This window comes from Microbacterium sp. NPDC055903, from assembly GCF_053615555.1.
The window spans coordinates 184,851-209,544 of sequence record NZ_JBSHCA010000003.1; the positions used below are offsets into that span (position 1 = coordinate 184,851).

26 protein-coding genes are annotated in these 24,694 nt (G+C 69.2%); 15 read left to right on the forward strand and 11 right to left on the reverse strand.

The window, feature by feature from the left end; translation table 11 throughout:
* Positions 1–67: 67 nt before the first annotated feature.
* The 7 genes from ACWGJP_RS14680 (at position 68) to ACWGJP_RS14710 (ending at position 7,978) form a co-directional block, all read left to right on the forward strand.
* Complete coding sequence (locus ACWGJP_RS14680; protein WP_452330543.1) at positions 68–367, forward strand: Fe-S cluster assembly protein HesB; 300 nt, start codon at positions 68–70, stop codon at positions 365–367.
* Between the two features lie 238 nt (positions 368–605).
* Positions 606–1,760: an ABC transporter ATP-binding protein gene (locus ACWGJP_RS14685; RefSeq protein WP_452330544.1), complete on the forward strand. Its 1,155-nt coding sequence runs from the start codon at positions 606–608 to the stop codon at positions 1,758–1,760.
* Positions 1,761–1,800: 40 nt separating this feature from the next.
* Complete coding sequence (locus tag ACWGJP_RS14690; protein ID WP_452330545.1) at positions 1,801–2,988, forward strand: polyamine ABC transporter substrate-binding protein; 1,188 nt, start codon at positions 1,801–1,803, stop codon at positions 2,986–2,988.
* A complete protein-coding gene (locus ACWGJP_RS14695) occupies positions 2,981–3,898 on the forward strand; it encodes an ABC transporter permease (protein ID WP_452330546.1) in 918 nt (305 codons plus the stop codon). The genes ACWGJP_RS14690 and ACWGJP_RS14695 overlap by 8 nt, the downstream gene beginning before the upstream one ends.
* Positions 3,895–4,803, forward strand: a complete 909-nt coding sequence (locus tag ACWGJP_RS14700; protein WP_452330547.1) for an ABC transporter permease — start codon at positions 3,895–3,897, stop codon at positions 4,801–4,803. The genes ACWGJP_RS14695 and ACWGJP_RS14700 overlap by 4 nt, the downstream gene beginning before the upstream one ends.
* A gap of 2 nt (positions 4,804–4,805) precedes the next feature.
* Positions 4,806–6,527, forward strand: a complete 1,722-nt coding sequence (locus ACWGJP_RS14705; RefSeq protein WP_452330846.1) for an amidohydrolase — start codon at positions 4,806–4,808, stop codon at positions 6,525–6,527.
* Between the two features lie 14 nt (positions 6,528–6,541).
* Positions 6,542–7,978: an NAD(P)/FAD-dependent oxidoreductase gene (locus ACWGJP_RS14710; RefSeq protein ID WP_452330548.1), complete on the forward strand. Its 1,437-nt coding sequence runs from the start codon at positions 6,542–6,544 to the stop codon at positions 7,976–7,978.
* Positions 7,979–8,033: 55 nt separating this feature from the next.
* On the opposite strand, the gene ACWGJP_RS14715 is transcribed toward ACWGJP_RS14710, so the two are convergent.
* On the reverse strand, positions 8,034–9,653 hold the full coding sequence (locus ACWGJP_RS14715) for a PucR family transcriptional regulator (RefSeq protein WP_452330549.1): 1,620 nt from the start codon (positions 9,651–9,653) through the stop codon (positions 8,034–8,036).
* 86 nt (positions 9,654–9,739) lie between these two features.
* Here ACWGJP_RS14715 and ACWGJP_RS14720 point away from each other — a divergent pair, with 86 nt between their 5' ends.
* Genes ACWGJP_RS14720 through ACWGJP_RS14745 form a run of 6 tightly spaced genes read left to right on the forward strand, consistent with a single transcriptional unit; the run spans position 9,740 to position 17,554 of the window.
* Positions 9,740–11,257, forward strand: coding sequence for a CoA-acylating methylmalonate-semialdehyde dehydrogenase (locus ACWGJP_RS14720; protein WP_452330550.1), 1,518 nt, complete (start codon positions 9,740–9,742; stop codon positions 11,255–11,257).
* A gap of 13 nt (positions 11,258–11,270) precedes the next feature.
* On the forward strand, positions 11,271–12,626 hold the full coding sequence (locus ACWGJP_RS14725) for an aminotransferase class III-fold pyridoxal phosphate-dependent enzyme (protein ID WP_452330551.1): 1,356 nt from the start codon (positions 11,271–11,273) through the stop codon (positions 12,624–12,626).
* Positions 12,623–14,047, forward strand: a complete 1,425-nt coding sequence (locus tag ACWGJP_RS14730; RefSeq protein ID WP_452330552.1) for a gamma-aminobutyraldehyde dehydrogenase — start codon at positions 12,623–12,625, stop codon at positions 14,045–14,047. Before ACWGJP_RS14725 ends, ACWGJP_RS14730 begins: the two co-directional genes overlap by 4 nt.
* Positions 14,047–15,411: an NAD(P)/FAD-dependent oxidoreductase gene (locus ACWGJP_RS14735; protein ID WP_452330553.1), complete on the forward strand. Its 1,365-nt coding sequence runs from the start codon at positions 14,047–14,049 to the stop codon at positions 15,409–15,411. Before ACWGJP_RS14730 ends, ACWGJP_RS14735 begins: the two co-directional genes overlap by 1 nt.
* 42 nt (positions 15,412–15,453) lie before the next feature.
* Entirely contained in the window at positions 15,454–16,836 is a 1,383-nt protein-coding gene (locus ACWGJP_RS14740; RefSeq protein ID WP_452330554.1) for an aspartate aminotransferase family protein, read from the forward strand.
* 49 nt (positions 16,837–16,885) lie between these two features.
* Positions 16,886–17,554, forward strand: coding sequence for a hypothetical protein (locus tag ACWGJP_RS14745; protein ID WP_452330555.1), 669 nt, complete (start codon positions 16,886–16,888; stop codon positions 17,552–17,554).
* Between the two features lie 2 nt (positions 17,555–17,556).
* Here ACWGJP_RS14745 and ACWGJP_RS14750 read toward each other — a convergent pair whose 3' ends face one another.
* The 6 genes from ACWGJP_RS14750 to ACWGJP_RS14775 form a co-directional block, all read right to left on the reverse strand.
* The gene (locus tag ACWGJP_RS14750; RefSeq protein ID WP_452330556.1) at positions 17,557–18,426 is read right to left on the reverse strand and encodes an AraC family transcriptional regulator; all 870 of its coding nucleotides are present in this window, start codon (positions 18,424–18,426) and stop codon (positions 17,557–17,559) included.
* Between the two features lie 81 nt (positions 18,427–18,507).
* Positions 18,508–19,119 (reverse strand): short chain dehydrogenase, encoded by a 612-nt coding sequence (locus ACWGJP_RS14755; RefSeq protein WP_452330557.1) that lies wholly within the window; start codon positions 19,117–19,119, stop codon positions 18,508–18,510.
* Entirely contained in the window at positions 19,112–19,321 is a 210-nt protein-coding gene (locus ACWGJP_RS14760; RefSeq protein WP_452330558.1) for a DUF4287 domain-containing protein, read from the reverse strand. The genes ACWGJP_RS14755 and ACWGJP_RS14760 overlap by 8 nt, the downstream gene beginning before the upstream one ends.
* Before the next feature lie 34 nt (positions 19,322–19,355).
* Complete coding sequence (locus ACWGJP_RS14765) at positions 19,356–19,922, reverse strand: alpha/beta fold hydrolase (RefSeq protein ID WP_452330559.1); 567 nt, start codon at positions 19,920–19,922, stop codon at positions 19,356–19,358.
* Positions 19,923–19,995: 73 nt separating this feature from the next.
* Positions 19,996–20,361: a hypothetical protein gene (locus tag ACWGJP_RS14770; protein WP_452330560.1), complete on the reverse strand. Its 366-nt coding sequence runs from the start codon at positions 20,359–20,361 to the stop codon at positions 19,996–19,998.
* A 45-nt stretch (positions 20,362–20,406) separates the two neighbouring features.
* Positions 20,407–21,129 (reverse strand): helix-turn-helix domain-containing protein, encoded by a 723-nt coding sequence (locus ACWGJP_RS14775; protein WP_452330561.1) that lies wholly within the window; start codon positions 21,127–21,129, stop codon positions 20,407–20,409.
* A 183-nt stretch (positions 21,130–21,312) separates the two neighbouring features.
* Here ACWGJP_RS14775 and cynS point away from each other — a divergent pair, with 183 nt between their 5' ends.
* Positions 21,313–21,765 (forward strand): cyanase, encoded by a 453-nt coding sequence (gene cynS / locus ACWGJP_RS14780; RefSeq protein ID WP_452330562.1) that lies wholly within the window; start codon positions 21,313–21,315, stop codon positions 21,763–21,765.
* A gap of 10 nt (positions 21,766–21,775) precedes the next feature.
* Here the strand turns inward: cynS and ACWGJP_RS14785 are convergent, their stop codons facing one another.
* The 4 genes from ACWGJP_RS14785 to ACWGJP_RS14800 all read right to left on the reverse strand — a co-directional run bounded on the left by ACWGJP_RS14785 (position 21,776) and on the right by ACWGJP_RS14800 (position 24,002).
* Positions 21,776–22,303 (reverse strand): isochorismatase family protein, encoded by a 528-nt coding sequence (locus ACWGJP_RS14785; RefSeq protein WP_452330563.1) that lies wholly within the window; start codon positions 22,301–22,303, stop codon positions 21,776–21,778.
* A gap of 80 nt (positions 22,304–22,383) precedes the next feature.
* Complete coding sequence (locus ACWGJP_RS14790; RefSeq protein ID WP_452330564.1) at positions 22,384–22,818, reverse strand: DUF6389 family protein; 435 nt, start codon at positions 22,816–22,818, stop codon at positions 22,384–22,386.
* Between the two features lie 23 nt (positions 22,819–22,841).
* Positions 22,842–23,387, reverse strand: a complete 546-nt coding sequence (locus ACWGJP_RS14795; protein ID WP_452330565.1) for a GNAT family N-acetyltransferase — start codon at positions 23,385–23,387, stop codon at positions 22,842–22,844.
* Between the two features lie 30 nt (positions 23,388–23,417).
* Complete coding sequence (locus ACWGJP_RS14800; RefSeq protein WP_452330566.1) at positions 23,418–24,002, reverse strand: hypothetical protein; 585 nt, start codon at positions 24,000–24,002, stop codon at positions 23,418–23,420.
* Positions 24,003–24,108: 106 nt separating this feature from the next.
* Between ACWGJP_RS14800 and ACWGJP_RS14805 the strand changes: the two genes are divergently transcribed.
* Positions 24,109–24,651 carry a hypothetical protein gene (locus ACWGJP_RS14805; RefSeq protein ID WP_452330567.1) on the forward strand — a complete coding sequence of 181 codons (543 nt, stop codon included), beginning with the start codon at positions 24,109–24,111 and terminating at the stop codon, positions 24,649–24,651.
* Positions 24,652–24,694: the final 43 nt, after the last annotated feature.

Consider the following 24,694-nt stretch of genomic DNA (forward strand, 5'->3'; position numbering starts at 1 on the left):
GGCTTCAGGCATCGTGGCATGGACGCGCCGCGACCGTGGTGCGTCCGTCAACGGAAGGAAAAGCCCCGTGCTCACCCTCACCGACAATGCGAACGCCGTCGTCACCTCGATCGTCACCGGACAGGACCAGGGCGACCAGGCCGGACTGCGCATCGAGACCGCGCAGGGCAGCGGCCCTGCCGGAGAGCCCCGGTTCGCGGTGCGCGTCGTCGCCTCGCCGGAGCCCGCCGACCAGATCATCGAAGCCGCCGGCACCCAGGTCTTCCTCGAGACCGGTGCAGCCGAGGCCCTCAGCGACAAGGTGCTCGACGCAGGAGTGGACGGCGAGGGCTCCGTGAGCTTCACGCTGCTCCCCCAGCCCGTCTAAACCGCCGACGCGCACGACGAGAAACGGTGCCTCCGCCCGCACGGGCAGAGGCACCGTTTCGTGCACGGGCATGAGACGACGGTGTTTCCGAACCGTGACGCAAGCCCGGACACTCTGTCCGACGTGCTCTTCGCGAGGGTGAATCCGTCCGGTGCCCACTCGCATCCGTTGCGGCGGGTGATCCGGACGTATTGAATGGCCGACACGCGCCAGAGCGGCGTGCAGAAGCGGAGAACCCGTGACGGCACCAGACACCCTGATCGAGCGACCTGGGACGCGTGAGACCGGCTCGGTCGTGCTCGACTCCGTCGTGAAGCGGTACGGCGATCAACTCGCCGTGGACGATCTGTCTCTCCAGATCGAGCCAGGCGAGTTCCTCTCGCTGCTCGGCCCTTCCGGCTGCGGCAAGACGACGACGCTGCGCATGATCGCCGGCTTCGAGCACCCCGATGCGGGGGACATCCGCATCTCAGGGAGCAGCGTGCTCGGGACACCACCGTTCAAGCGCGACGTGAACACGGTCTTCCAGGCGTATGCGCTGTTCCCCCACATGTCCATCGCTGAGAACGTCGCCTACGGGCTCCAGCAGCGCAGGATCGCGAAGGCGGAGCTGCGTGAACGCGTCTCCGCCGCGCTCGATCTCGTGCAGATGCGCCGTTTCGCGGATCGCAGACCCACGCAGCTCTCCGGTGGACAGCAGCAGCGCGTCGCGCTGGCGCGCGCGCTCGTGAACCGGCCATCCGTGCTGCTGCTGGACGAGCCGCTCGGCGCGCTCGACCGGCAGCTGCGGGAGGAGATGCAGCTCGAGCTGAAACTGCTGCAGTCACGGATCGGCATCACCTTCGTCTTCGTCACGCATGACCAGGGCGAGGCGCTGTCGATGAGCGACCGCATCGCGATCATGCGGGCCGGACGCATCGAGCAGCTCGCGGATGCGACGACGGTGTACGCGAGGCCCGCCTCGGCGTATGTCGCCGCGTTCGTCGGCCAGCAGAACTTCTTCCGTGGAGGCGTGGTCGACGGGGGCAGAGCGGTGACCTCGCCGCACGTCCTGGTGCGAGCGGCAGCCGAGCCGCTGACCGCGACGACGGGAGAGGCCGCCGTTCGGCCCGAGAACGTCCGCGTCGAGGCGGACGGGCCGCAGAGCGCGATTCCCGATGCCAACGCCGTGCGGGGCGAGCTCATCGGCATCTCGCACCTGGGCGAGACGATGCAGTACCTCGTGCGGCTCGGCGACGATCAGAGCATCCTGGCCCGCCGCCCCACGTCGGAGGCACCGGATCTCCGCGTCGGCGACGCGGTGATCTGCACCTGGTCCCCCGCGCACGTCCTCCTGTTCCCCGGCGCCGATGATGCCGCTGCGGGCGGCTATGTCGCCCCTCCCACGCTCTGAGCACGACCACCTGCACGTACCCGATCGATCAGGAGTCCCGATGAACACCACGCCCAGCCCGATCCGCATCCTCGCCCACGACAGCGCCGTCCCGGTCATCGCGCGGGAGATCTCACGCCGCCGCTTCCTCGGCGTGCTCGCCGCCGCCGGCGGCACGGCGCTCCTGGCCGCCTGCGCGCCGAGCGGGAGCAGCACAGGCCCCAGCGCACAGGCCACCGGCGGAACGCTCGAGGACGCGCTCTCGGTCTACACCTGGGGTGACTACGACTCGCCGGACGTCGTCTCGGCGTTCACCTCCACCGAGGGTCCGAAGGTGACGCTGGACTCCTACAGCTCCAATGAGGAGCTCATCGCCAAGCTCATCGCGGCCAAGGGCACGTCCGGATACGACATCGTGGTGCCGACGGGCGTCTTCATCCCGCAGATGATCGAGAACGGCCTGCTCATGAAGTTCAACAAGGAGCTCCTGCCCAACCTCGCCAACATGGACGACGCGTACATCGGCCGAGCATGGGACCCGGAGAACGACTACTCGGTGTGCAAGGCCTGGGGCACGACGGGCTTCGTCTACGACAAGACGGTGATCACGCGGGAGCTCACCACCTGGAACGACTTCTTCGACGCGGCGCAGAACGAGGCCAGCGGCAAGACGAGCATGTCCGACGACCCCGCAGGCATCATCGGCGCATACTTCTGGGCGAACGACGCCGACTGGAACACCGAAGACCCGGACGAGCTCGAGGCATGCCGCGCGTTCCTCGTGGAGAAGATCGCCCCGCACATCGCCGCCTTCGACTCCTACCCCGGCACCAACGCGATCCCCCAGGGCACCCAGGTGCTCATGCAGGCATGGAACGGCGACGCGAGGCTCGGGCTGCTGGAGAGCTCGGAGCCGGAGCGCTGGCAGTGGGTGCTGCCCGGCCCGATCACCGAGCTGTGGATGGACAACTGGTGCATCGCCGCGGGCGCCCCGCACCCGGAGGCCGCGCACGCGTTCATCGACTTCTCGATGACGCCCGAGAACCTCATGCTCAACCTCGACTACATCGGCTACCACGTCGGCGGGAAGGATATGGAGCAGGGCGCGGTCGATGCGGGTCTCGAGCTTCCGGAGCTCATCTTCTTCTCGGACGAGCAGCTCGCCTCCATGCACGAGCAGGAGCTCAACGACTCGCAGACCACGCGCGTGGAGATCTGGAACGAGATGAAGGCCGCAGCCGGTGCCTAAGAGGTCCTTCGGCGCCGCCCTCGCGATCCCCGCCTGGGTGTGGCTCCTGGTCTTCTTCGTCGCCCCCGTGGGGATGGTGATCTGGTTCAGCTTCGGCTACAAGCCAGGGATCTTCGGCACCCACGCCAACGATGTGCTCTCGTTCGACCGCTACGTCGAAGCGCTCTCGCCGACCTTCTTCGCGACGTTCGCGAACACCCTCTGGGTCGGCGTCCTCGGCACCGCGCTGTGTTTCGTGATCGGCGCGCCGGTCGCCTACTGGATGGCGTTCAAGGTGCGCCCGCAGCGGCGTGGGCTGCTCATCGCCCTCGTGCTCATCCCGTTCTGGACGAACTTCCTGATCCGCACCATCGGCTGGCAGGTGATCATCGCCCCCGAGGGCTGGCTGTCCACCGTCCTGCAGTCCGCCGGTCTGCTCGACGGCCCCCTCGACCTGCTCTACACCCGCACGGCGGTGCTGCTCGGCGTCGTCTACAACTACCTCCCGCTGATGATCCTGCCGCTGTTCGTCGCGTTCGACCGGGTAGGCCCCGCTCTCCGCGAGGCGTCGAAGGACCTCGGGGCCGGGCGCATCTCGACCTTCGTGCGGGTCACGCTCCCGCTCGCGAGGCCGGGGATCATCGCCGGCGTGCTGCTGGTGTTCATCCCGCTGATGGGCGACTACATCACCGCCACGGTCCTCGGCGGCGCGAAGGGCAACATGGTCGGCCAACTCGTGGCCAGCCAGTTCCAGACCGCGCAGAACTGGGCCCTCGGCTCTGCGATGGCGGTCGTGCTGATGCTCGTGATCGCGCTCTCGATCGGCGCAGCGGCCCTGCTGATCTGGCTCATCGCGCTGCCGTTCCGTGCGCGCAACCGGCTCGTGCTCGGCACCGTGGCGAAGAGGGCATCTGAGGAGGTCGCAGCATGACGGTGACGAAGACCGAGGCGATCCTCCGACGCCCCTCAGGCACCATGCCCGGCAGCGACCGCCGCCTGCACCGCTCGTGGAGCGACGTCGCCCTGACCGTGTGGGGCGTGCTCGTCATCCTGTTCCTGTTCGCCCCGATCATCGTCATCGTCATCTACTCCTTCAACAACGGACGACTCCTGGTCTCGTTCGACTCCTTCGGCTTCGACGCGTTCGCGACGATCCTGGACAAGCCCGCCGTGCAGAACGCGGTGCGCGTCTCGCTGATCACGGCGCTCATCTCGGCGCTGATCGCCACCACCCTCGGCACGCTGTCCGGCATCGCCATGGCGCGCCACCCCGGGCGGTGGGTGTGGTGGTTCCTGGGTCTGCTGCTGCTCGTCTCCGTGACGCCGGAGATCGTGGATGCCGTCGCACTGCTGCCCTGGTACGTCTGGCTCGGTCAGGACCTCGGCATCGCCGTCTTCAACGACGGCATCGTCCGGCTCTCGATCGGCTCGTCCCTCTTCGCGACCGCCGTCGTCGCCTACATCGTCAGGGCGCGCCTGGTCGGCCAGGACGCCAATCTCGAGGAGGCTTCCGCGGATCTCTACGCCAAGCCGCCGGTCACCTTCGCGCGCGTGACGCTCGCGCTGGCGATGCCTGCGGTGCTCGCGGGATTCCTCCTGGCGTTCACGTTGAGTCTGGACAACACGATCGTGGCCGCATTCGTTCAGGTCTCGGGCACCACGCCGTGGCCGGTGTACGTGCTGTCGGCGGTGCGCTCCGGACTGCGGCCCGAGATCGCCGCCGTGTCGACGATCATGCTGCTGCTCACGCTGGTGGCTCTCGCCGTCGTCGCCGTCGTGCTCAAGCGCGCCGGAGATTCCGCCACCGACATCGCCCGCACGATGGCAGGAGGATGACCATGCCGCACGCCGATCTCGTCTTCACCGGAGGCGCGGTGTTCACCGCGGATGCCGTGCGTTCGCGCACGGATGCCGTCGCCGTGACGGGCGGCCGGATCGTCGCCCTCGGCGCCGACGCTCGTGAGCTGATCGGCCCCGAAACTGAGGTCGTCGATCTGGAAGGCCGCATGCTCGTTCCCGGATTCCAGGACGCGCACGTCCACCCGGTCTCGGGCGGATTGGAGCTGCTGCGGTGCGATCTGTCCGAGGGCAGCACGGAGGCGGAGTATCTCGAGACGATCGCGCGGTACGCGGCGGCGCACCCTTCGACAGGCTCAGGGAGCGAGGGAAGGACGCGCTCAGGGAGCGAGGAGACGACCGGCTCGGGGAACGAGGGCGACGAATGGGTGCTCGGCGGCGGCTGGGCGATGTCGGCCTTCCCCGGCGGGACGCCGACCGCGGCATCCCTCGATCGGGTGCTGCCCGATCGCCCGGCGTTCCTGCCCAACCGCGACGGACATGGCGCCTGGGTGAACTCCGAGGCGCTCCGACGCGCCGGGATCGACCGGGAGACACCCGACCCGCCGGACGGGCGCATCGAACGCCACCCGGACGGCACGCCGACCGGGACGCTGCACGAGGGCGCGATGTCTCTCGTCAACCGGCTGGTGCCCGACCCGTCCCCGGAGTTCCTTCGCGAGGCGCTGCTGGCCGGTCAGCGGTATCTGCACTCCTACGGCATCACCGCCTGGCAGGACGCCATCATCGGCGACTACAGCGACCTCGTCGATCAGGGCGAGACCTATCGTCAGGCCGCGGCCGACGGCTCCCTCACCGGGCGGGTCGTCGGCGCGCTGTGGTGGGACCGCACGCAGGGTCTCGAGCAGATCCCCTCGCTCGTCGAGCGCAGACAACGCCTGAGCGCCGGGGGATTCCAGGCGACGAGCGTGAAGATCATGCAGGACGGCGTGGCCGAGAACTTCACCGCCTCGATGCTGGAGCCTTACCACGACGGCCACGGGCACTTCACCGACAACTCAGGGATCTCCTTCGTCCCGCCGGAGGTGCTGAACGAGGCCGTCCCCGCGCTGGACGCCCTCGGCTTCCAGGTGCACTTCCACGCGATCGGCGACCGGGCGGTACGCCAATGCCTGGATGCCGTGCAGGAGGCCATCGCCCGCAACGGACGCGGGGACAACCGCCATCACATCGCACACATCCAGGTCGTGCACCCCGACGACGTCCCCCGATTCAGGGAACTGGGGGTCGCCGCGAACATGCAATCGCTGTGGGCGACGCTCGAGCCGCAGATGGTGGATCTCACCCTCCCCTTCCTCGGCGCACCGCGGTCGGCCTGGCAGTACCCCTTCGGCGATCTGCTGCGCGCGGGAGCGGTGCTGGCCGCCGGCAGCGACTGGTCGGTGTCCTCCCCCAACCCGCTCGCCGCGATCCACACCGCCGTCAATCGCCAGGCGGCCCCTGGCTATGAGGAGGGCGAGTACGAGCCGTTCCTGCCAGAGCAGTCCATCGACCTGGCCTCCTCGCTCGTCGCGTACACAGCCGGTTCGGCGTTCGTGAACCACCTCGACGCCGACACCGGGACGATCAGGGTCGGGGCGCTGGCCGATCTGACGCTGCTGGACCGCGATCCCTTCGCCGGTCCCGCGGATGAGATCGGCGCGACGACCGTGCTGCAGACGTACGTGGGCGGGATCCTCGTCTACGACTCCGAGACCCGGTGAGAGGGGTGATCGGGGTGGGGACGACCGTCTTCGAGCGGCAGAGGCCTTCGGCATCCGTCCTCTCGCACAGCATGCAGGGCGCCCGAGACGACGTGTTCTGGATCGACGACCTGCCGGCAGCGCTGCGTCCGCGCCGCGCACCCCTGCGGGGCGCGCACCGCGCCGATCTGGTGATCGTCGGCGGCGGCTACACGGGCCTCTGGTCGGCGGTGCTCGCGAAGATGCGCGACCCGGAGCGCAGGGTGATCCTGATCGAGGCGAACCGGGTGGGCTGGGCAGCGTCCGGTCGCAACGGCGGGTTCTGCGAGTCGAGCCTCACCCATGGTCACGAGAACGGCGTGCGACGGTGGCCGGCCGAGATCGAGGCGCTGGACCGGCTGGGACTCGCCAACCTCGACGCCATCGAGGCGTCGGAGGACGAGCTCGGCATGGACATCCAGTTCGAGCGCACCGGCCAGCTCGCCCCTGCCGTCGAACCGCACCAGCTCGCCTGGTTGCAGGAGTGGCACGCGGAGGCTGAGGGGGATCCGGACGTCGTCCTGCTCGATCAGGAGCAGGTCAGACGGGCTGTGGCCTCACCGACCTACCTCGGGGCGATCTGGGAGAAACGCACGTGCGCGCTCGTGCATCCGGCGAGGCTGGCGGCCGAGCTCGCCAGGGTCGCCGAGGAGAAGGGCGTCGAGATCTTCGAGCGCTCGCTGGTGAGGCGCATCGACGACACCGTGTCCGGCGTGCGCGTGATGACCGACGGCGGCCACGTCGACGCCGACCGCGCCGTGCTCGGGACGAACGTGTTCCCCTCGCTGCTGCGGCGCAACCGGCTGATGACGGTGCCGGTGTACGACTACGTGCTCATGACCGAGCCCCTCACGCCTGAGCAGCTCGCCGCCATCGGCTGGCAGGACCGCCAGGGCATCGGCGACATGGCGAACCAGTTCCACTACTACCGGCTCTCCAAGGACAACCGGATCCTGTTCGGCGGCTACGAGGCGATCTACCACTACGGCAGGCGCGTCGACCCTCGGTACGAGAACCGTCCCGATGTGTGGCGGACGCTCGCCTCGCACTTCTTCACGACGTTCCCGCAGCTGGAAGGGCTGCGCTTCTCGCATCGGTGGGCTGGCGCCATCGACACCTCCACGCAGTTCACCGCCTTCTTCGGAACGGCCCGCAAGGGCAGGGTCGCCTATGCGGCCGGCTTCACGGGCCTCGGCGTCGGCGCGACGCGATTCGCCGCCGACGTGATGCTCGACCTGCTCTCCGGCATCCGCACCGAACGCACGGAACTGGAGATGGTGCGACGCAGGCCGCTGCCGTTCCCGCCCGAGCCCGCAGCCGCCCTCGGCATCGGCCTGACGCGCTGGTCGCTCGACCGCGCCGATCACCGCGAAGGCAAGCGGAACTTCCTGCTGAAGACCCTGGACGCCGTCGGGTTGGGATTCGACTCATGAGCGCGGTGATCCTGCGCCGCACGCCCCGGAAAGCCTCGCGTTCGCGATGACGACGTCAGCGCGTCACCGAGCGCCGCACGAGCAGGGCGAGGTGCAGCGCAGCCTGCACCTCGCCGTCGTCGAGGTCGGATCCGAGCAGCTCCTGGATGAGCGCGATGCGCTGATAGAACACCGACCGCGACAGGTGCGACGCGGATGCCGCCGCCGTCCGGTTGCCCGGATGCGCCAGCATCGCCGCGAGGACGTCGAGCAGGTCTCCGCTCTTGGCGAGATCGTGCTCGATGAGCGGCGCGAGCATGCGCTCGCCGTGCTCGAGGATGCGATGGTCATCGCGCAACGAGGTCACCAGCCGCGCGAGCGGGCGCTGCTCGGCGCGTCTCACGCGCGGCCCGCGCTGGCCACGGGGCTCCGGGGCACGCGACAGATCGATCGCCTCCTGGAGCGAGGCGAGACCGGCGTCGATCCCCTGACCAGAGGACCCGATGCTCACCGTCAGGCGTTCGGCGTCGGGGCTGAGCGCCCTGGCCAGCCGAAGCGCAGCCTCGTCATCCAGGACGGTGCGGGCCGGCAGGGAGAGCAGGATGACCGCCCCCTGCTGAGCGCCCGGAGGCGATCCCATGAGCGCGCGCCCGCCGAGCATCCGCGCCGCCGCATCGGCGGCATCCGCCCGCAGTGCGACGCCGAGCGCGACGATCCCGTGCAGCCGGGAACCGTCGACGGGGAGCCCCGCCGCCTCCAGCCGCGCGACCGCGCCCTCCTGGCTCGTGTACCGGCCGGCGATCAGGCCGTCGATGAGCTGACGGCGCCCGATCCTCGCCCACTCGTCACCCTCGGCATCGGTCAGCCGCCCGAGCGCGAGCGCGATCGCCCCCTGTTCGAGGACGCTGCGCCGCCCGGCGAGGTGCTCGGGGCCCGGCAGGGCGACCAGGTGCCCCCAGCGGATCCCCCTCGCCTCGACGGGCACGATCAGCCAGTCGCCCGGCCGCCCGGTCGCCGCATCTCGATGGGCGATGCGCGAGCGGACCTCCCAGCGGGTGAGGACCTCCTCCTCGAGCGCGGGAGGGACATCGGCGACGACGACATCGTGCGCGAGGCTCTCCAGCACGACCGGAGCGCCGAGCGTCTGCGCCAGCTGGTGCACGATGAAATCGGCGGGGGATCCGCGCAGGGCGAGGCCGGTGAAGCGCGTGCGGACCTCGTCTCTGGCGCGCAGCGCAGCCGTCTGGTCGGCGATGATCCGCCGGTGGACGGCCTCGGTGACGGCGACGAACTTCACTTCCCTGTGCAGCACGACGAGCGCCAGTCCCCTGGCGCGCGCGACCTCGACCACCACGGCGGGGGCGTACCGGTAGTGCGTCCCGAGCTCCAGGACCAGGCAGGAGAGCCCGGCATCCGCCAGGCCTCCGATGAAGGCCGCGAGTTCGGCAGGATCCTCCGGCCACGACGAGCCGGTGGAGAGCAGGAGCTCTCCCCCATCGAGCAGGCGCGCGACGCCCGCGCTGTCAGAGGCGTGCACCCAGCGCACCGGCGACTCCAGCCCCGCGTCACCGCTGAGGATCTCCGGCTCCCCCGCCGTCACGGCGGCGAGCGCCAGCACCTCGCGCACGACGGGAAGCCCGGCCACCTGGTTCGGACGGTTCGTCCGAACCTCGACTTCTTCACGACGTTCAGCCACCTGCTGACCTCCACATGCTCTGAAACACTGAGTCTGACACAGACATGCAGCATCCCGGTCGATCTGTCCGGGCAAAGGAGGAGATCATGACCGTTCGGACCATCGGACACTGGATCGACGGCGCAGAACACGCCTCCGACGGCGGCCGGACCGCCTCCGTGTTCAACCCCGCCAACGGCGCGCTCAGCGCAAGGGTGGCCCTCGCGGACGAGGCGGAGATCGACGCCGCGATCACGTCGGCGCAGGCCGCCTCCGTGTCCTGGGCCAGGGCGTCCATCGCGAAGCGGCAGGGCGTGCTGTTCGCGTTCCGCGAGCTGCTGAACACCCGCAAGGGCGAGTTGGCGGCGATCATCACGGCAGAGCACGGCAAGGTGCTCTCCGACGCGATGGGCGAGATCCTGCGCGGACAGGAGGTCGTGGAGCTCGCGACCGGGTTCCCGCATCTCGTGAAGGGCGCCTACAGCGAGAACGCCTCCACCGGCATCGATGTGTACTCCCTCAAGCAGCCCCTCGGCGTGGTCGGGATCATCAGCCCGTTCAACTTCCCGGCGATGGTGCCGATGTGGTTCTTCCCCATCGCGATCGCCGCCGGCAACGCGGTGGTCCTCAAGCCCAGCGAGAAGGACCCTTCTGCGGCACTCTGGCTCGCGGCGCTGTGGAAGGAGGCCGGGCTCCCCAACGGGGTGTTCACCGTGCTGCAGGGCGACAAGCTCGCCGTCGACGGCCTGCTGACCGATCCCCGTGTGCAGTCGATCTCCTTCGTCGGATCGACCCCGATCGCGCAGTACATCTACGAGACCGCCTCCGCGCACGGCAAGCGCGTGCAGGCGCTCGGCGGCGCGAAGAACCACATGCTCGTGCTGCCCGACGCCGACCTCGATCTCGTCGCGGACCAGGCCGTCAACGCCGGGTACGGCGCGGCCGGCGAACGGTGCATGGCGGTGAGCGTCGTCCTGGCGGTCGAGCCGGTCGCCGACGAGCTGATCGCCAAGGTGGCCGAGCGGATCGGCCGCCTGCGCATCGGCGACGGCGCAGCCGAGACCGAACCGGACATGGGCCCGTTGATCACCGCCGAGCACCGGGACAAGGTCGCCGGATACGTCGACATCGCCGAACAGGACGGCGCGCGCGTGGTCGTCGACGGCCGCGACCTGCGCGTCGACGGCCACGAGGACGGGTTCTTCTTCGGCCCCACCCTCCTCGATCAGGTGCCGACGACGAGCCGCGCCTACACCGAGGAGATCTTCGGACCGGTGCTCTCCGTGGTGCGGGTGAAGACGTTCCAGGAGGGGCTCGACCTCATCAACTCCGGCCGGTTCGGCAACGGCACGGCGATCTTCACCAACGACGGAGGTGCGGCACGCCGCTTCCAGAACGAGGTGCAGGTCGGGATGATCGGCATCAACGTGCCGATCCCCGTTCCCGTCGCGTATCACTCCTTCGGCGGCTGGAAGGCCTCGCTGTTCGGTGACGCGAAGGCCTACGGCACGCACGGCTTCGACTTCTTCACCCGCGAGAAGGCCGTCACCGCACGCTGGATCGACCCGGCATCAGACGATCACTCCCGCCGCGGCATCAACCTCGGCTTCCCCCGCAACGACTGATCAGGACGAGCACATGAGCATCATCGACGCGACCGCAGAGGCCGAGGTCCGCGCGGACGACCGCGGCCACGTCTTCCACTCCTGGAGTGCACAGGCGCTCATCGACCCGCTTCCCGTCGCAGGTGGCCAGGGTGCGAGCTTCTGGGACTACGCGGGCAACACCTACCTCGACTTCTCGTCGCAGCTGGTGAACCTCAACCTCGGTCACCAGCATCCCGACCTCGTCTCGGCGATCCAGGAGCAGGCGGGCAGGCTCGCCACGATCCAGCCCTCCATGGCCAACGACGTCCGCGGGGAGCTCGCCAGACTCATCTCCGAGGTCGCGCCGGACACGCATGCGAAGGTGTTCTTCACCAACGGCGGCGCGGATGCCAACGAGAACGCCGTCCGCATGGCGCGGATCGTCACCGGCAAGCGCAAGGTGCTCTCGATGTACCGCAGCTACCACGGCAACACCTCGACGGCGATCACGCTGACCGGTGACCCCCGACGCTGGCCGAACGAGCCCGCAGACGGCTCCGTCGCGCACTTCTTCGGGCCGTACGCGTATCGCTCGCCGTTCCACTCCTCCTCTCCAGAGGAGGAGACGGCCCGCGCGTTGGAGCATCTGGAGCAGACGATCATCCTCGAGGGCGCATCCACGATCGGCGCCATCATCATCGAGACCGTCGTCGGCACCAACGGAGTGCTCGTCCCGCCGCCCGGTTACCTGCCCGGCGTGCGCGCGCTGTGCGACAAGTACGGCATCGTCTACATCGCCGACGAGGTCATGGTCGGCTTCGGACGCACCGGTCAGTGGTTCGCCTTCCAGGCGTTCGACGTCGTCCCCGATCTCATCACCTTCGCCAAGGGCGTGAACTCCGGCTATGTGCCGCTGGGCGGCGTCGTGATCAGCGACCGGATCGCCGCGCACTTCGACACGGTGTCCTTCCCGGGCGGTCTCACGTACTCCGGTCATCCGCTCGCCTGCGCGGCGGGCGTCGCGACCTTCGAGGTGTTCCGGCGCGACGGCATCCTGGAGCGCGTCCGCGATCTCGGCGAGCGCGTCGTGGCGCCGCGTCTGGAGGAGATCGAGGCGGCGCACCCCTCGGTCGGCGACGTCCGCGGCCAGGGGCTGTTCTGGGCGATCGAGCTCGTGCGCGACAAGACCACCCGCGAGCCGCTCGTTCCGTTCAACGCCGCGGGCGCCGCGGCCGCCCCGATAACCGCCGTCGCCACCGCCTGCAAGAGCGCGGGCCTGTGGCCGTTCACTCACTTCAACCGGATCCACGTCGCCCCTCCGCTGGTGATCGACGAGAACGACCTGCGCCGCGGGCTGGACATCATCGATCGCGCTCTCGATGAGGCGGATGCGAGCCTGGAGGCATGATGGCGCTCGACAACATCATCGACGGCGAACGCGTGGCCCCTTCCGGCCCTGTGCTCGACCTCGTCTCACCGGTGACCGATACCGTCTACGGGCAGGCGGGCGTCTCGACCGCCGCAGACGTCGATGCCGCGTTCGCCGCGGCCTCCGCCGCGTTCCCCGGATGGAGATCGACGACGCCCGCGCAGCGTCAGCTCGCGCTGTTCCGTCTCGCGGATGCACTCGAGCAGCACGCCGAGGAGTTCGCCGACCTCGAATCCGAGGACACCGGGAAGCCGCGGGCGTCCCTGGTGTCCGACGAGATCGAGCAGTCGGTCGACCAGCTGCGCTTCTTCGCTGGTGCGGCGCGCGACCTCGATGGCCGGGCCGCTGCGGAGTACGCGGAGGGGTTCACCTCCTTCGTCCGACGCGAGCCGATCGGCGTCGTCGCCCAGGTCACGCCCTGGAACTATCCGCTCAACATGGCGATCTGGAAGATCGCGCCGGCCATCGCCGCCGGCAACACCGTGGTGCTCAAGCCGAGCGAGACGACACCGCAGACGACGGTGCGCCTGGCAGAGCTCGCACTCGGCATCCTGCCCGACGGCGTGCTGAACGTCGTGCTCGGCGATCGCAGCACGGGCGCCCTGCTCGTGGAGCATCCGACCCCGCAGCTCGTCGCGATCACCGGTTCGGTGAGGGCGGGCATGCAGGTGGCCGAAGCCGCGTCGCGGCAGCTCAAGCGCGTGCACCTGGAGCTCGGCGGCAAGGCACCGGCCCTGGTGTTCGCGGATGCCGATCTCGACAAGGCCGTCCCCGGCATCGTCGAAGCGGCGTTCTTCAACGCCGGCCAGGACTGCACGGCGGCCACCCGTGTGCTCGTTCACTCCTCCCTGCACGACGAACTCGTCGACCGCCTCGTCGCGCACACGACCGAGCACGCCAAGACGGGAGCGCCGGATGACCCGGAGGCGTTCTTCGGGCCGCTCAACAACGCCGATCAGCTCGACAGGGTCATGGGGTTCATCGAGCGCCTCCCGGCGCACGCACACGTCGCCACGGGCGGCAGGCGGCAGGGCGATGCCGGATGCTTCTTCGAGCCCACCATCGTCACGGGTGTCCGCCAGGACGACGAGCTCATCCAGCAGGAGGTCTTCGGCCCCGTGCTGACGGTGCAGTCGTTCGACACCGACGAGGAGGCCCTCGCTCTCGCCAACGGCGTCCCCTATGCGCTCGCCGCGTCGACCTGGACGCGGGATCACGCCCGGGCGATGCGCTTCTCGCGGGACCTGGATTTCGGCTGCGTATGGATCAATGCGCACATCCCCTTCGTCTCCGACATGCCGCACGGCGGGTTCAAGCACTCCGGGTACGGCAAGGACCTCTCGGTCTACGGCTTCGAGGACTACACCCGGATCAAGCATGTGATGTCGAGCCTTTCCTGATGGTCCACGTCGGCGGGGTCTCGTTCTGGTGGCAGCAGCTGGGGCTGCCGTCGCCCCGCCCCGCCCTGCCCGGCGATCTCGACGTCGATGTCGCCATCGTGGGCGCCGGGTACACCGGCCTGTGGACGGCGTACTACCTGAGCACCCTGCAGCCGGATCTTCGGATCGCGGTGCTCGAGCGACGCTTCGCCGGCTTCGGAGCGTCGGGGCGCAACGGCGGCTGGCTGACGAACTCGGTGACGGGTGGGCGCGAGCAGTACGGGCGCGACGGCGGCGCGAGGCAGCAGGCCGCGATGAACGACACGGTGGACGAGGTGATCCGCACGGCGGAGGACGAGGGTATCGACGCCGACATCCGCAAGGGCGGCGAGCTGACCGTCGCGCGCAATGCCGCCCAGCTCACCCGGCTGACGGTGCTCGCAGACGCCGAGCGGCGCTGGCCCGACACGGATGTCGATGTCTGGGACGCCGCGGAGACGGGTGCCCGCATCCGCGTCGAGGGAGCGCTCGGCGCGATGTGGCATCCGCACTGCGCCCGCATCCACCCCGCCAAACTCGCGCAGGGTCTGGCCGCGGCGGTCGAGCGGCGCGGTGTGCGGATCTACGAGCAGACGAACGTGCGGGAGATCGTGCAGGAGCGTGCGATCACCGACCTCGGCGTCGTCAGGGCGGATGCCGTGATCCGCGCCACCGAGGGCTTCACCGCCGACCTCGCCGGCGAGCACCGCACCTGGTTGCCGATGAACTCGTCGATGATCGTCACTGCTCCCCTTCCCGCATCCTTCTGGGACGCTGTCGGATGGAAGGATGCCGCGACGCTCGGCGACCTCGCGCACGTGTACATGTACGCGCAGCGCACGGCCGACGACCGGATCGCCTTCGGCGGACGGGGCGTGCCCTACCGGTACGGTTCGCGCGTCGACTCCGACGGGTCGACGCAGGAGCGCACGATCCATCGGCTCACGGCGCTGCTTCGGGAGTTCTTCCCCGGTGCGGCATCGGTTCCCGTCGAGCACGCATGGGCCGGGGTTCTCGGCGTGCCACGGGACTGGGCGGCGACGGTCGGCTTCGACCGGCGGACGGGCCTGGGCTGGGGCGGAGGCTACGTCGGCACGGGCGTCGCCACGACGAACCTCGCCGGCCGCACGCTCGCGGACCTCGTGCTGGGGCGCGACACCGATCTCGTCCGCCTGCCGTGGGTCGATCACCGCGCGAAGCGCTGGGAGCCGGAGCCGCTGCGCTGGCTGGCCGTGCAGGCGATCTACACCGCCTATCACGCGGCCGATGCCCAGGAGGCGCGGGGCGGAACGAGAACCTCTCCGCTCGCGAGGATCGCGGATGCGATCTCCGGGCGGGCACACTGAACGTCAGATGAGAGAACTCGCACGAGAAGAAGGAGAACAGCCATGACATACGACGACGCAGCCCTCCAGGAGAAGGCGCGCGATCACCTGTGGATGCACTTCGCCAGGCAGTCCGTGATGACCGAGGGCCCCGGCGTGCCGATCATCGTGAAGGGCGAGGGGCATCGGATCTGGGACTCCCGCGGCAAGGACTACATCGACGGGCTGTCCGGCCTCTTCGTCGTGAACGCGGGACACGGTCGTCGCCGCCTCGCCGAGGCAGCGGCCAAGCAGGCCGAGGAGCTGGCGTTCTTCCCGATCTGGTCGTATGCGCATCCCGCCGCCATCGAGCTCGCCGATCGGATCGCCGATCTCGCCCCCGGCGACCTCAACCACGTGTTCTTCTCCACCGGCGGTGGAGAGGCGGTCGAGACCGCGTTCAAGCTCGCCAAGCACTACTTCAAGCTCCGCGGCAAGCCCACCAAGCACAAGGTCATCTCCCGCTTCGTCGCCTACCACGGAACCCCGCAGGGCGCGCTCGCGATCACGGGCCTTCCCGGCATGAAGTCGATGTTCGAGCCGGTCACCCCCGGAGGCTTCCGCGTGCCGAACACCAACTGGTACCGCGCGGGCGAGCTCGGCTTCGCGGGTGCCACCGAGGAGGAGTTCGGGGTGTGGGCGGCCGACCGCATCGAGGAGATGATCCAGTTCGAGGGTCCGGACACCGTCGCCGCCGTCTTCCTCGAGCCCGTGCAGAACTCGGGCGGATGCTTCGTGCCGCCGCCAGGGTACTTCCAGCGGGTGCGGGAGATCTGCGACCGTTACGACGTGCTCCTCGTCTCCGACGAGGTGATCTGCGCGTTCGGACGGCTCGGCGAGTACTTCGGCGCCGAGCGCTACGGCTACCAGCCGGACATGATCACCTTCGCCAAGGCGGTCACCAGCGGATACTCGCCGCTGGGCGGCACGATCGTCAGCGACAAGGTGTACGAGCCGTTCTCCTCGGGAACGGCGTCGTTCCCGCACGGCTACACCTTCGGCGGCCACCCCGTCTCGGCGGCGGTCGCGCTGGAGAACCTGGCCATCTTCGAGGAGGAGCAGCTGCTCGGGAACGTCCGCGAGAACTCACCCGCGTTCCGCGCGACGCTCGAGAAGCTGCTCGATCTGCCGATCGTCGGGGACGTCCGCGGCGACGGCTACTTCTTCGGCATCGAGCTCGTCAAGGACAAGGCGACCAAGACCACCTTCGACGAGGACGAGTCGGAGCGCCTCCTGCGCGGGTTCCTCTCCAAGGCGTTGTTCGATGCGGGCCTGTACTGCCGTGCGGACGACCGCGGCGACCCCGTGATCCAGCTCGCGCCGCCGCTGACGATCGGCCAGGGCGAGTTCGACGAGATCGAGCAGATCCTGCGGGGCGTCCTGACGGAGGCGTGGCGCCGGCTCTGAGCATCCGGGGCCCGCAGCGCATGGCGGTTGCGGGCCCTAGACTTCTGGGGTGAACAGCACTCCGGCACGACCACCGAGCGCCGGACGTCAGGTGCTGATCGTCCTTGTCTGCGTCGTGATCGTCGTCCCGCTCGCGATCGGCGCGTGGATCGGGCTGATCCTCCTGGCCGAGCGCCTTGAGCTCGACCTCACCGCGAACGAGGTCTTCGCCTGGATGCTCGCAGCCGTCGTCGCCTTCCTGCTGTGGCCGCTGACCCTGGCCGCGACCCGGCGTCTCTTCTGGGCCAATCGCCTCCGCAAGCCCGGCGACGCCGTCCCGGTCATGGGCACGCCGCTCCCCTCCGTCCCGCGGATCGAGGTGACGATCGGCGATCGCCTCACGCGCATCGCGGTGTTCGTCCTCGGCGCCCTCGGACTGCTCGTCATCAGCGGCTCGCAGGAGATCACCGCCGTCCTCACAGACGGGCTCGGCTCCGTGAGCAGCGGCTCGCGGTCCGCCTGGCTCGCCCTGCAGCTGGCGGTGTTCCTGCTGCTGTTCGCTCTCCTGTTCCCTGTGCTGTGGGCGACGGATCGGATGCTGAAGCGAGTCCCTCGCGATGACCCCCGTCGCCGGGCGCTGGAGATCAGGCAGGACTGGTACCTCGCCGCGGTGACGGCATGGGTCGCATGCCTCGTGCTCGGCTACCTCTTCGCCTACCTGATCCTGACGCGACTCTGAGCTCAGCCCGCTCTCTCGACAGGCAGCCACAGCTCCGCATCGACGAGGTCGGCGGTGAGCGAGAGGTAGCGGACGATCGAGGGCCCTGGGCGCAGGCGCCACGGGTTCGACGGGAACCACTCGGTGGCCGTCGCAGCCCAGAGGTTCTGCAGCGTCTCAGGGAACGGGCCGTTCACCGCGAAGACCGCCCAGTTCCCGGCATCCACCGGGATGACGTCGAGGTCGTCCGGGACCGGACTCGATGCCGACACGGCGACACCGTGCAGGTAGGTGACGGGTGAACCCTCCGCGGCATCCGGCTCGGAATCGGCGGTGACGGCCAGGATGCCGGCCGGGTCCGCATCACTGAGCGCCTTCAGCCTGACGTGCTCCTCGACGGGGATGCCGGCGATATGCGCCTGGATGTGCGGATTGACTCCGCGATGGATGAGCGGCACTTCGGCGGCGTGGCCTGCGAGGACGAACGCGGGCCGATCGGTGATGGTGACGTGCATGGGGATGCTCCCTTCGACGCTCAGGCGAAACCGGAGCGTGGGTTGTGTGCTGAGCGGACCCCCTGAACGGCGCACGTCTGCCGGGGACGCGCCGTGCACGGCGCGGAACGCCCTGCCGAACGCCTCCGCCGATCCGTAGCCGTAGCGCACGGCGATCGTCAGCAGGTCATCCGTGCCGTCGACGAGCTCCGCCGCTGCCATCGTCATCCTGCGGCGCCTGGCGTATTCCGACAGCGGCATGCCCGCGAGCGACGAGAACATCCGGCGCAGGTGGTACTCCGTGCTGCCGTGACGCCTGGCGAAGGCGGCGATGTCGATCTCGTCGTCGTTCAGGTGCTTCTCGACGAGATCCACGAGGGCGTTGAGCGAACCGATCATGGGGTCCTCCTTTCCGCATCCAGCATCCGTCGGGAGCCGCGGACGCCGCCCGATCGTTGCGGACCGGTTCTATCGGAGGCCTCAGACGTCGATGATCTCCCCGTTCCGGTCCCCGTCGATCACGTCGAGGTACGCGCGAGCGACCTTCGCCACGGGCACCGGCGTGAAGCCCGGGAAGCTGGCGTGATAGCCGGGAGACTCGGCGAGGACGTTCGGGCTCACGGCGTTGATCCTGATGCCGCGCGGCAGATGCTCGGCCGCGGCGAGGATGTATCCGTGCAGCGCGGCGTTCGCGACGGATGCCGCTGCCCCGGTCGGCACAGGCCGCCGCGCGAGGACGCCCGTGGTGAGCGTGATCGACCCGCCGTCCTCGAGACCGGCGACGGCCGCATCGGCGACCGCGATCTGCGTGAGCGCCTTGTCGTCGAGGCCGGCACGGTAATCGTCCTGGGTGAGCTCGTCGAGCGGTTTGAAGGGCACCTTCCCCGCCGCGACGACGACGCCGTCGAGCGGCGCGGTGCGCTCGATCAGCGCGGCGACGGATGCGGCGTCTCTGATGTCGACGCTCTCCGCCGAGGAGCGCGACGCCCTGATCACCTCGTGGCCGGCGTCTTCGAGTGCATCCGCGACAGCACCGCCGATGACGCCGCTGGCCCCGATGACGAGGATCCGCTTCGCCGCGGTCTCAGGCACCGTCGTGCTCCGCGCGGAACACGTGCACGAGCGCGTTGGCGTGGCCGTGCCCCATGCCCTGTTCCTTGAGGAACGCGACCTGGTCCATGTGCTTCTCCCCGGCGTGCGGCCGGAGCTCGGCGATCCACTCGTCGATGGTCTTGCCGTACTTCGCCTCGATGGACGGGAAGTACGACTTCGGACCCTTCACCTGCTCAGACATGGCTCTCCTCGGTTCGCCGGTGGGTGTGAATCGCTCAGTCCCAGTCGAGGTACTCCTCGACGATGACGGCCGTCTCGATGGGATGCGTCGTCGGGAAGAGGTGGTCGCCGCCGTCGATCGTGCGGATGCTGGCGCGCTCCGGGGCCGTCGCATGCAGGCGTTCCCCGGTCTCCGGGAGCGTGACGGCGTCATCGGATCCCTGGATGATGAGCACGGGGATCACCGGGGCGAGGGGGATGTCGACGTCTTCGGCGCCGAGCAGGAGGAGACCGTTCACCCGGTCGGCGTGCGCCGCGGCGAACACCCTGGCGACCGTGCCGCCGAAGCCGTGGCCGCCGATCCAGGTGTCCTTGATGCCGAGGTGGTCGAGCACGGCGAGCGTGTCCGCGACGCGCTCTTCGAGCGTCGCCGGGCCTTCGATGCCGGTCGCGATCTTCACGACGCGGAATCCGGCTTCCTCGGCGAGGTAGTGCGCGATGACGCCGAGAACGTCCTCATCGAGCCCGCGCCCCGGGACGAGCACCAGCGTGACCGGCCCCTCGCCCTCGTCGACGTATGCCACGGCACGACCTGCCGGGTCGAAGATGCTGCTCTCGGTCACGTGCTGGATTCCTCTCGCGTTCCGGGGGTTAGCTCCACCTTACCTGCGCCGTTGTCGGCGGTGTGGAGCGGGATCAGCCGCAGAAGGCGTCGAGCGAGGTCTTGACCTGCTCGATCGCCTCGATCGTCTCGGGCGACTGGAGGTCGACGGCGCCCGCGAGCTGATCGGCGCCCGACTGGATGGCGTCGCCGATCGGACCGTCGACGTCACCGGCCAGGCCCTCCAGGGTGTTCACGAGGCCGTCGCGTGCCGCATCGACCTGCTCCTCGGTCGCGGCGCCCTGCGCGAGAAGGCTCTCGTAGTCGGCGTACGCCTGGTCGGCCGTCGCGCAGATCTCCCCGACAGGGATGCCGGCGGCTTCACCCGCGATCTGAGCGACCTGGGAGCATCCGGCGAGAAGACCGATGGCGAGAAGGGGAACAAGGGCGAGTCGACGCATGTGCCGAGCGTAACGGCCGAGCCTGTGCGGTCACGGTCAGACCCCTCAGGCGTCGACGTTCCCCGCCGAGACCGCGCTGGGCGGCATTCCGAAGTGCCTGCGGAAGGCGCGCGAGAAGGTCTCCGCATCCAGGAATCCGGATGCGTGTGCGGCAGCCCTCACGGCGCTACCGGCCTCGAGCAGGCCGCGTGCATGTTCCAGGCGTACTCGGCGGATCTCTGCGGCCGGTGTGAATCCGCGGCGAGCGCAGAGCGCTTGAAGAGTGCGAAGAGGCATGCGGGTGCGCACGGCCAGTTCGAGGGCGTCGAAGGACGGATCGGTGAAGTGCGCGTGGATCACGGCCCTGATCGAGCGCGGTGGGGCGGTCGGTGGCGCAGATGCGCCGGATGCCGTGTCGAAGGTGAGCAGGACGTGCCTGCGCGAGCGCATCGGCTGGGTGGACCAGCGCACCCTGCGCGGCTGCCCGGCCCGCGTGATGAACCATTCTTCGGAGGCGGCCGGGCCGTCCGCGCGGACGATCGGGCACTCGTGGGCCGGGTACCCCGTGCCGTCGAGCCGGTGCCGGTGCAGCAGTGCGTGGCTCGGACCGCCGATGAGCTGGAGCTCGTCGCGGTAGCCGAGGAAGCGTGCCGCTGCGGGGTTGGCGCGCACGACGCTTCCGTCGCCGTCGATCACCCACAACGGCACGGGCACGATGTCGAACGCCTCGGCGAGAAGCGCGGATGTCGATGACTCGGGGCTGGCGTGCGCGGCGGGCTGGATGCTCATGGACCTCTCCTTCCTCGCACGGTACGGACGCAGGCGGACCCGGCGGTTGCGCCGATGTTTCCGGCACGTAAAAGACCGCTGCTCCTGCGCGTTCTGCGGGGAGTGCTGCGCGGAATTCCTGGTCGTCGCGCGGACGCAGGCGGTGGACTGAGCACATCCCACCCCCGATCCGAGGAGAGACCCGTGACCGACTTGAACGCCACCCGTGACGCCGCGACCGCCGAGGTGCGAAGCGCCCTCTCCCAGCGGGATGTGAGCTGGGCCGACGTCGCTGCGCACATCGAGCGCCCGCTGCTGTGGACCATCTCCGCCCTGCTGGGCTCACATCCCGTTCCCCGTGCGGAGGCCGAGCGCGCGGGCGAGCTCCTCGCTCTCTCGGAGAGCACGATCGCCGCGCTCCAGCAGCAGCCGTATCGTCTGGACGGCGACGCGATGCGCTCCGATCCCACCATCTACCGGTTCTACGAATTGCTCGCGGTCTACGGTCCGGCGTTGAAGGAGGCGATCCACGAGGAGTTCGGCGACGGGATCATGAGCGCCATCAACTGCAACGTCGAGCTCACCCGGCGGGAGGACCCGGATGGCGACCGCGTGCGCGTCGTCATCGACGGCAAGTTCTTGAAGTACCAGTGGTGAGTGCGCGCAGTCAGAGCTCCACGACGTCGTGCGGAACGGCGGCGAACGTGCGCTCCGGGTAGCGGAGCCCCGAGAAGTACATGTTCGTGTGGGCGATGATCTGCTCCGCCGCGACGTCGACGCCGCCCCAGGTCGCATCGACCGTGGTGTGGGCGTCGCTGACAAGCGTCACATCGAAACCTTCCGCTGCCGCACGCTGCGTGGTCGTGCGCACGCAGTAGTCGGACTGCGCACCGGCGACGACCAGACGCGAGACGCCCAGCTCATCGAGTGTGGAGCGGAGGTCGGTGCCTTCGAAGGAGTCGCGGTACTGCTTGCGGATGATCGCGTCGCCGGCCTCGTGCCGCAGCGGACCGGCGAGCTCCCACTCCGGGGTGCCGACGCCGACGGGGTCGTGATGCACCCAGAGGACGGGCGTCTCTTGAGCTCGCGCGCGGGCGACGAGCGCGGCGGTGCGCTGCAGCACGCCCTCTTCGTCGAAGCATCCGGGCATGACGCCCGCCTGCATGTCGATGACCAGCAGCGCGGTCGCGCCCATCTCGCTTCTCCTCTCGGCGGCGCGCACCGTCGCGCCAGCCTCCAGGTTAGTCGAGGGCGTCGGGGCTCATCCCGCGTCCGTCAGCGCCCGGCGCCGAGCGGACGCGGCTCGATCGCGCTGTCTGCGGAGGCGAGCTCCCAGGCCACGTCGGCTGCGGGGATCAGAGGGTCTAGCCACGCGGCCACCGCCTCGAAGACGGCGGTGTCGAACTCATCGATACTCCACCCGCGAGGGCGAGCGGGGACAGCAGGAGACCAGCCTTCCTCTCCCCACTCGACGCCGAACAGCTGGCGCTCGTCATCGAATCGGCGATCCAGCGCGAAGGCTCCGTCACCCGCGAACCGCGCCCAGACGTCGAACGGCCCTTCGCCGTCCTGGCCGGTGAACACATCGATGACGAGGTCGCAGCCGGCATGATCCGCGGCATCGCCGAGTCTCCGCAATGTCGACGTGACGTCGGCTGCGGCTTCGTCGAGGATCGTTCTCACGGCAGCGCGGTACGCGGAGGCATCCATGACGTCAGCCTATGGCGTGGGGATCACCACGCCCGTCCGCGCAGATCGATGTCCCCGACCGGCCAGGACCGCTCGCCTTCGACGGATCGGACCATGATCGGCGCCCCGGCCGCCTGCAGGGCGACATCCCCGTCTCGGGAGATCGAGCGCTCCACGGCGGCGATGCGCCGCCACCCGCACGCCGCGTAGAAGGGCGCGACCTCTTCTCGGCATCCGAGATAGCCGAACTCGATTCCGCGGTCGGCGCGCATCGCCCGGACGGCCTGCGCCATCAGCTCTCTCGCGAGACCGTTGCCCCTCGCATGCTCAGCCACGAGCACACCACCGACGCCACCGATCGTCAGGATGCCGCTCCCCACCTCGATCTCGCGTCGCGCCCAGCCGACATGGCCGATCACAGCACCGTCGACGGATGCGATGACGTGCACGTCGTGCGGTGCATAGCCGTAGGGGAGCTCGGGATCCCAGGGGCCGTATCCGGATGCGTACTCTGCGTCGAACAGTGCGCGAAGCGCCGAGCGCTCATTCGCGGTGAGCACTTCGTGGCGGACGATCGAGAAGGAAGGCACGTGTCCAGTATGTGAGCAGCGTCCGGGTGGTCACCGGTGCAGTGCTTCCCAGCACACCCAGCCCACCGCGACCACGCCGATCACGAGCGCGAGCCAGGGCAACGCGCTGATCGCCCGCTCGGCGGGGCTGACGGACCCCGGATACCGCTGCGCGAGTTGACGGGGCGTGACGGGTTCGCTGAACGTCTCCATCGGGATGCCGAGCGCGCTCAGTCGCTGCACCAGCCCGCCGTCGCTCGGGGTGAAGGCGAGAAGGGTTCGATCACCCGCACGAAGTACGAGTCGGAGGACCGACGCAGCTCCCGAACGAGACGGAAGGTGCAGGTCTTCCACGACAACCATCGTGTCGATCCCGGCGATCGGGAGGCGTCGAGGAGCACCCAGCACGCGCCGGATGATCAGCTGCTCCGCCTCCACGTGAGCCTCGGCGAATCGGGCGAACATCATCGCCCCGACGCCGAAGCCGACGAGAGCGGCCACCGTAACCGCGATCGGCGCCGCGGATGCTCCCGAGATCGCGCCGTACAGCATCGAGGCGACGACAAACCAGATGACGGAGCCGACGAAGACGGCCGCTGTGATCCCCAGGAATACCCGTCCTGCACGAACTGACACGATCACTCCTTGGTCGCCTGTCCCGCATGCTGTCGCTGCGGGGAAAGACTATCTGGGCGCTTGTGTGAGCCGGATAGACAGGCGGCTCTGGCCTAGGCTCATACGCATGACGGATCCGCGCATCGCCGCCCTCACGGCGGCCGGTGCGCCGACGCTCGAGCATATCGATCTCGACACCCTCGACGGTTTCCGATTCGCCGATGGTGCCGGATTCCCGCCGTCATACAGGGCGTTCATCCGCCACGTAGGCTGGGCCCGCATCTACGGTCTGTGGCTGATCTATCCGCCGACGCATCCCGGTTTCGCGGATGGACTCATGGGACGCGGCGGGAGGCTGACCCGACGATTCCACGACGAGTACGCCGAAGCGCGCGAGCAGGACTTCGATGACGTCATCGAACCGGATGGCGACTGGGCACTCGCGCAGCGGCTGCAGGTCTTCGCGTGGAGCGAGAACGGTGACCTCCTCCTCTGGGATCCGACGGAGCGCGACGGCGACGGCGAGTTCCCCGTCTGGGAGTCCGCCAGGATGCAGTCTCTGCACTACCGAGGCACAAGCCTCGGTGAGGTTCTCGATGGGCTGCGCACCCGCGCTGGCGGACTCGCGCAGGACGCATCCTTCGCTCCCCTGCCCGCCGCGCGCATCTGAGCCGCACCCGATCGACGAGAGGCCCTGAGCGCATGGAACGCTG

Bases quoted from the DNA above. Each gene is read 5' to 3' on its own strand.
- ACWGJP_RS14690 (WP_452330545.1), top strand. From the start codon at position 1,801: ATGAACACCACGCCCAGCCCGATCCGCATCCTCGCCCACGACAGCGCC.
- ACWGJP_RS14730 (WP_452330552.1), top strand. From the start codon at position 12,623: ATGATGGCGCTCGACAACATCATCGACGGCGAACGCGTGGCCCCTTCC.
- ACWGJP_RS14770 (WP_452330560.1), bottom strand. From the start codon at position 20,361: ATGCGTCGACTCGCCCTTGTTCCCCTTCTCGCCATCGGTCTTCTCGCC.
- ACWGJP_RS14775 (WP_452330561.1), bottom strand. From the start codon at position 21,129: ATGAGCATCCAGCCCGCCGCGCACGCCAGCCCCGAGTCATCGACATCC.
- ACWGJP_RS14725 (WP_452330551.1), top strand. From the start codon at position 11,271: ATGAGCATCATCGACGCGACCGCAGAGGCCGAGGTCCGCGCGGACGAC.
- ACWGJP_RS14750 (WP_452330556.1), bottom strand. From the start codon at position 18,426: ATGATCGGTTCGCTCAACGCCCTCGTGGATCTCGTCGAGAAGCACCTG.
- ACWGJP_RS14785 (WP_452330563.1), bottom strand. From the start codon at position 22,303: ATGGGCGCGACCGCGCTGCTGGTCATCGACATGCAGGCGGGCGTCATG.
- ACWGJP_RS14790 (WP_452330564.1), bottom strand. From the start codon at position 22,818: ATGGATGCCTCCGCGTACCGCGCTGCCGTGAGAACGATCCTCGACGAA.
- ACWGJP_RS14735 (WP_452330553.1), top strand. From the start codon at position 14,047: ATGGTCCACGTCGGCGGGGTCTCGTTCTGGTGGCAGCAGCTGGGGCTG.
- ACWGJP_RS14805 (WP_452330567.1), top strand. From the start codon at position 24,109: ATGACGGATCCGCGCATCGCCGCCCTCACGGCGGCCGGTGCGCCGACG.
- ACWGJP_RS14705 (WP_452330846.1), top strand. From the start codon at position 4,806: ATGCCGCACGCCGATCTCGTCTTCACCGGAGGCGCGGTGTTCACCGCG.
- ACWGJP_RS14740 (WP_452330554.1), top strand. From the start codon at position 15,454: ATGACATACGACGACGCAGCCCTCCAGGAGAAGGCGCGCGATCACCTG.
- ACWGJP_RS14760 (WP_452330558.1), bottom strand. From the start codon at position 19,321: ATGTCTGAGCAGGTGAAGGGTCCGAAGTCGTACTTCCCGTCCATCGAG.
- ACWGJP_RS14700 (WP_452330547.1), top strand. From the start codon at position 3,895: ATGACGGTGACGAAGACCGAGGCGATCCTCCGACGCCCCTCAGGCACC.
- ACWGJP_RS14720 (WP_452330550.1), top strand. From the start codon at position 9,740: ATGACCGTTCGGACCATCGGACACTGGATCGACGGCGCAGAACACGCC.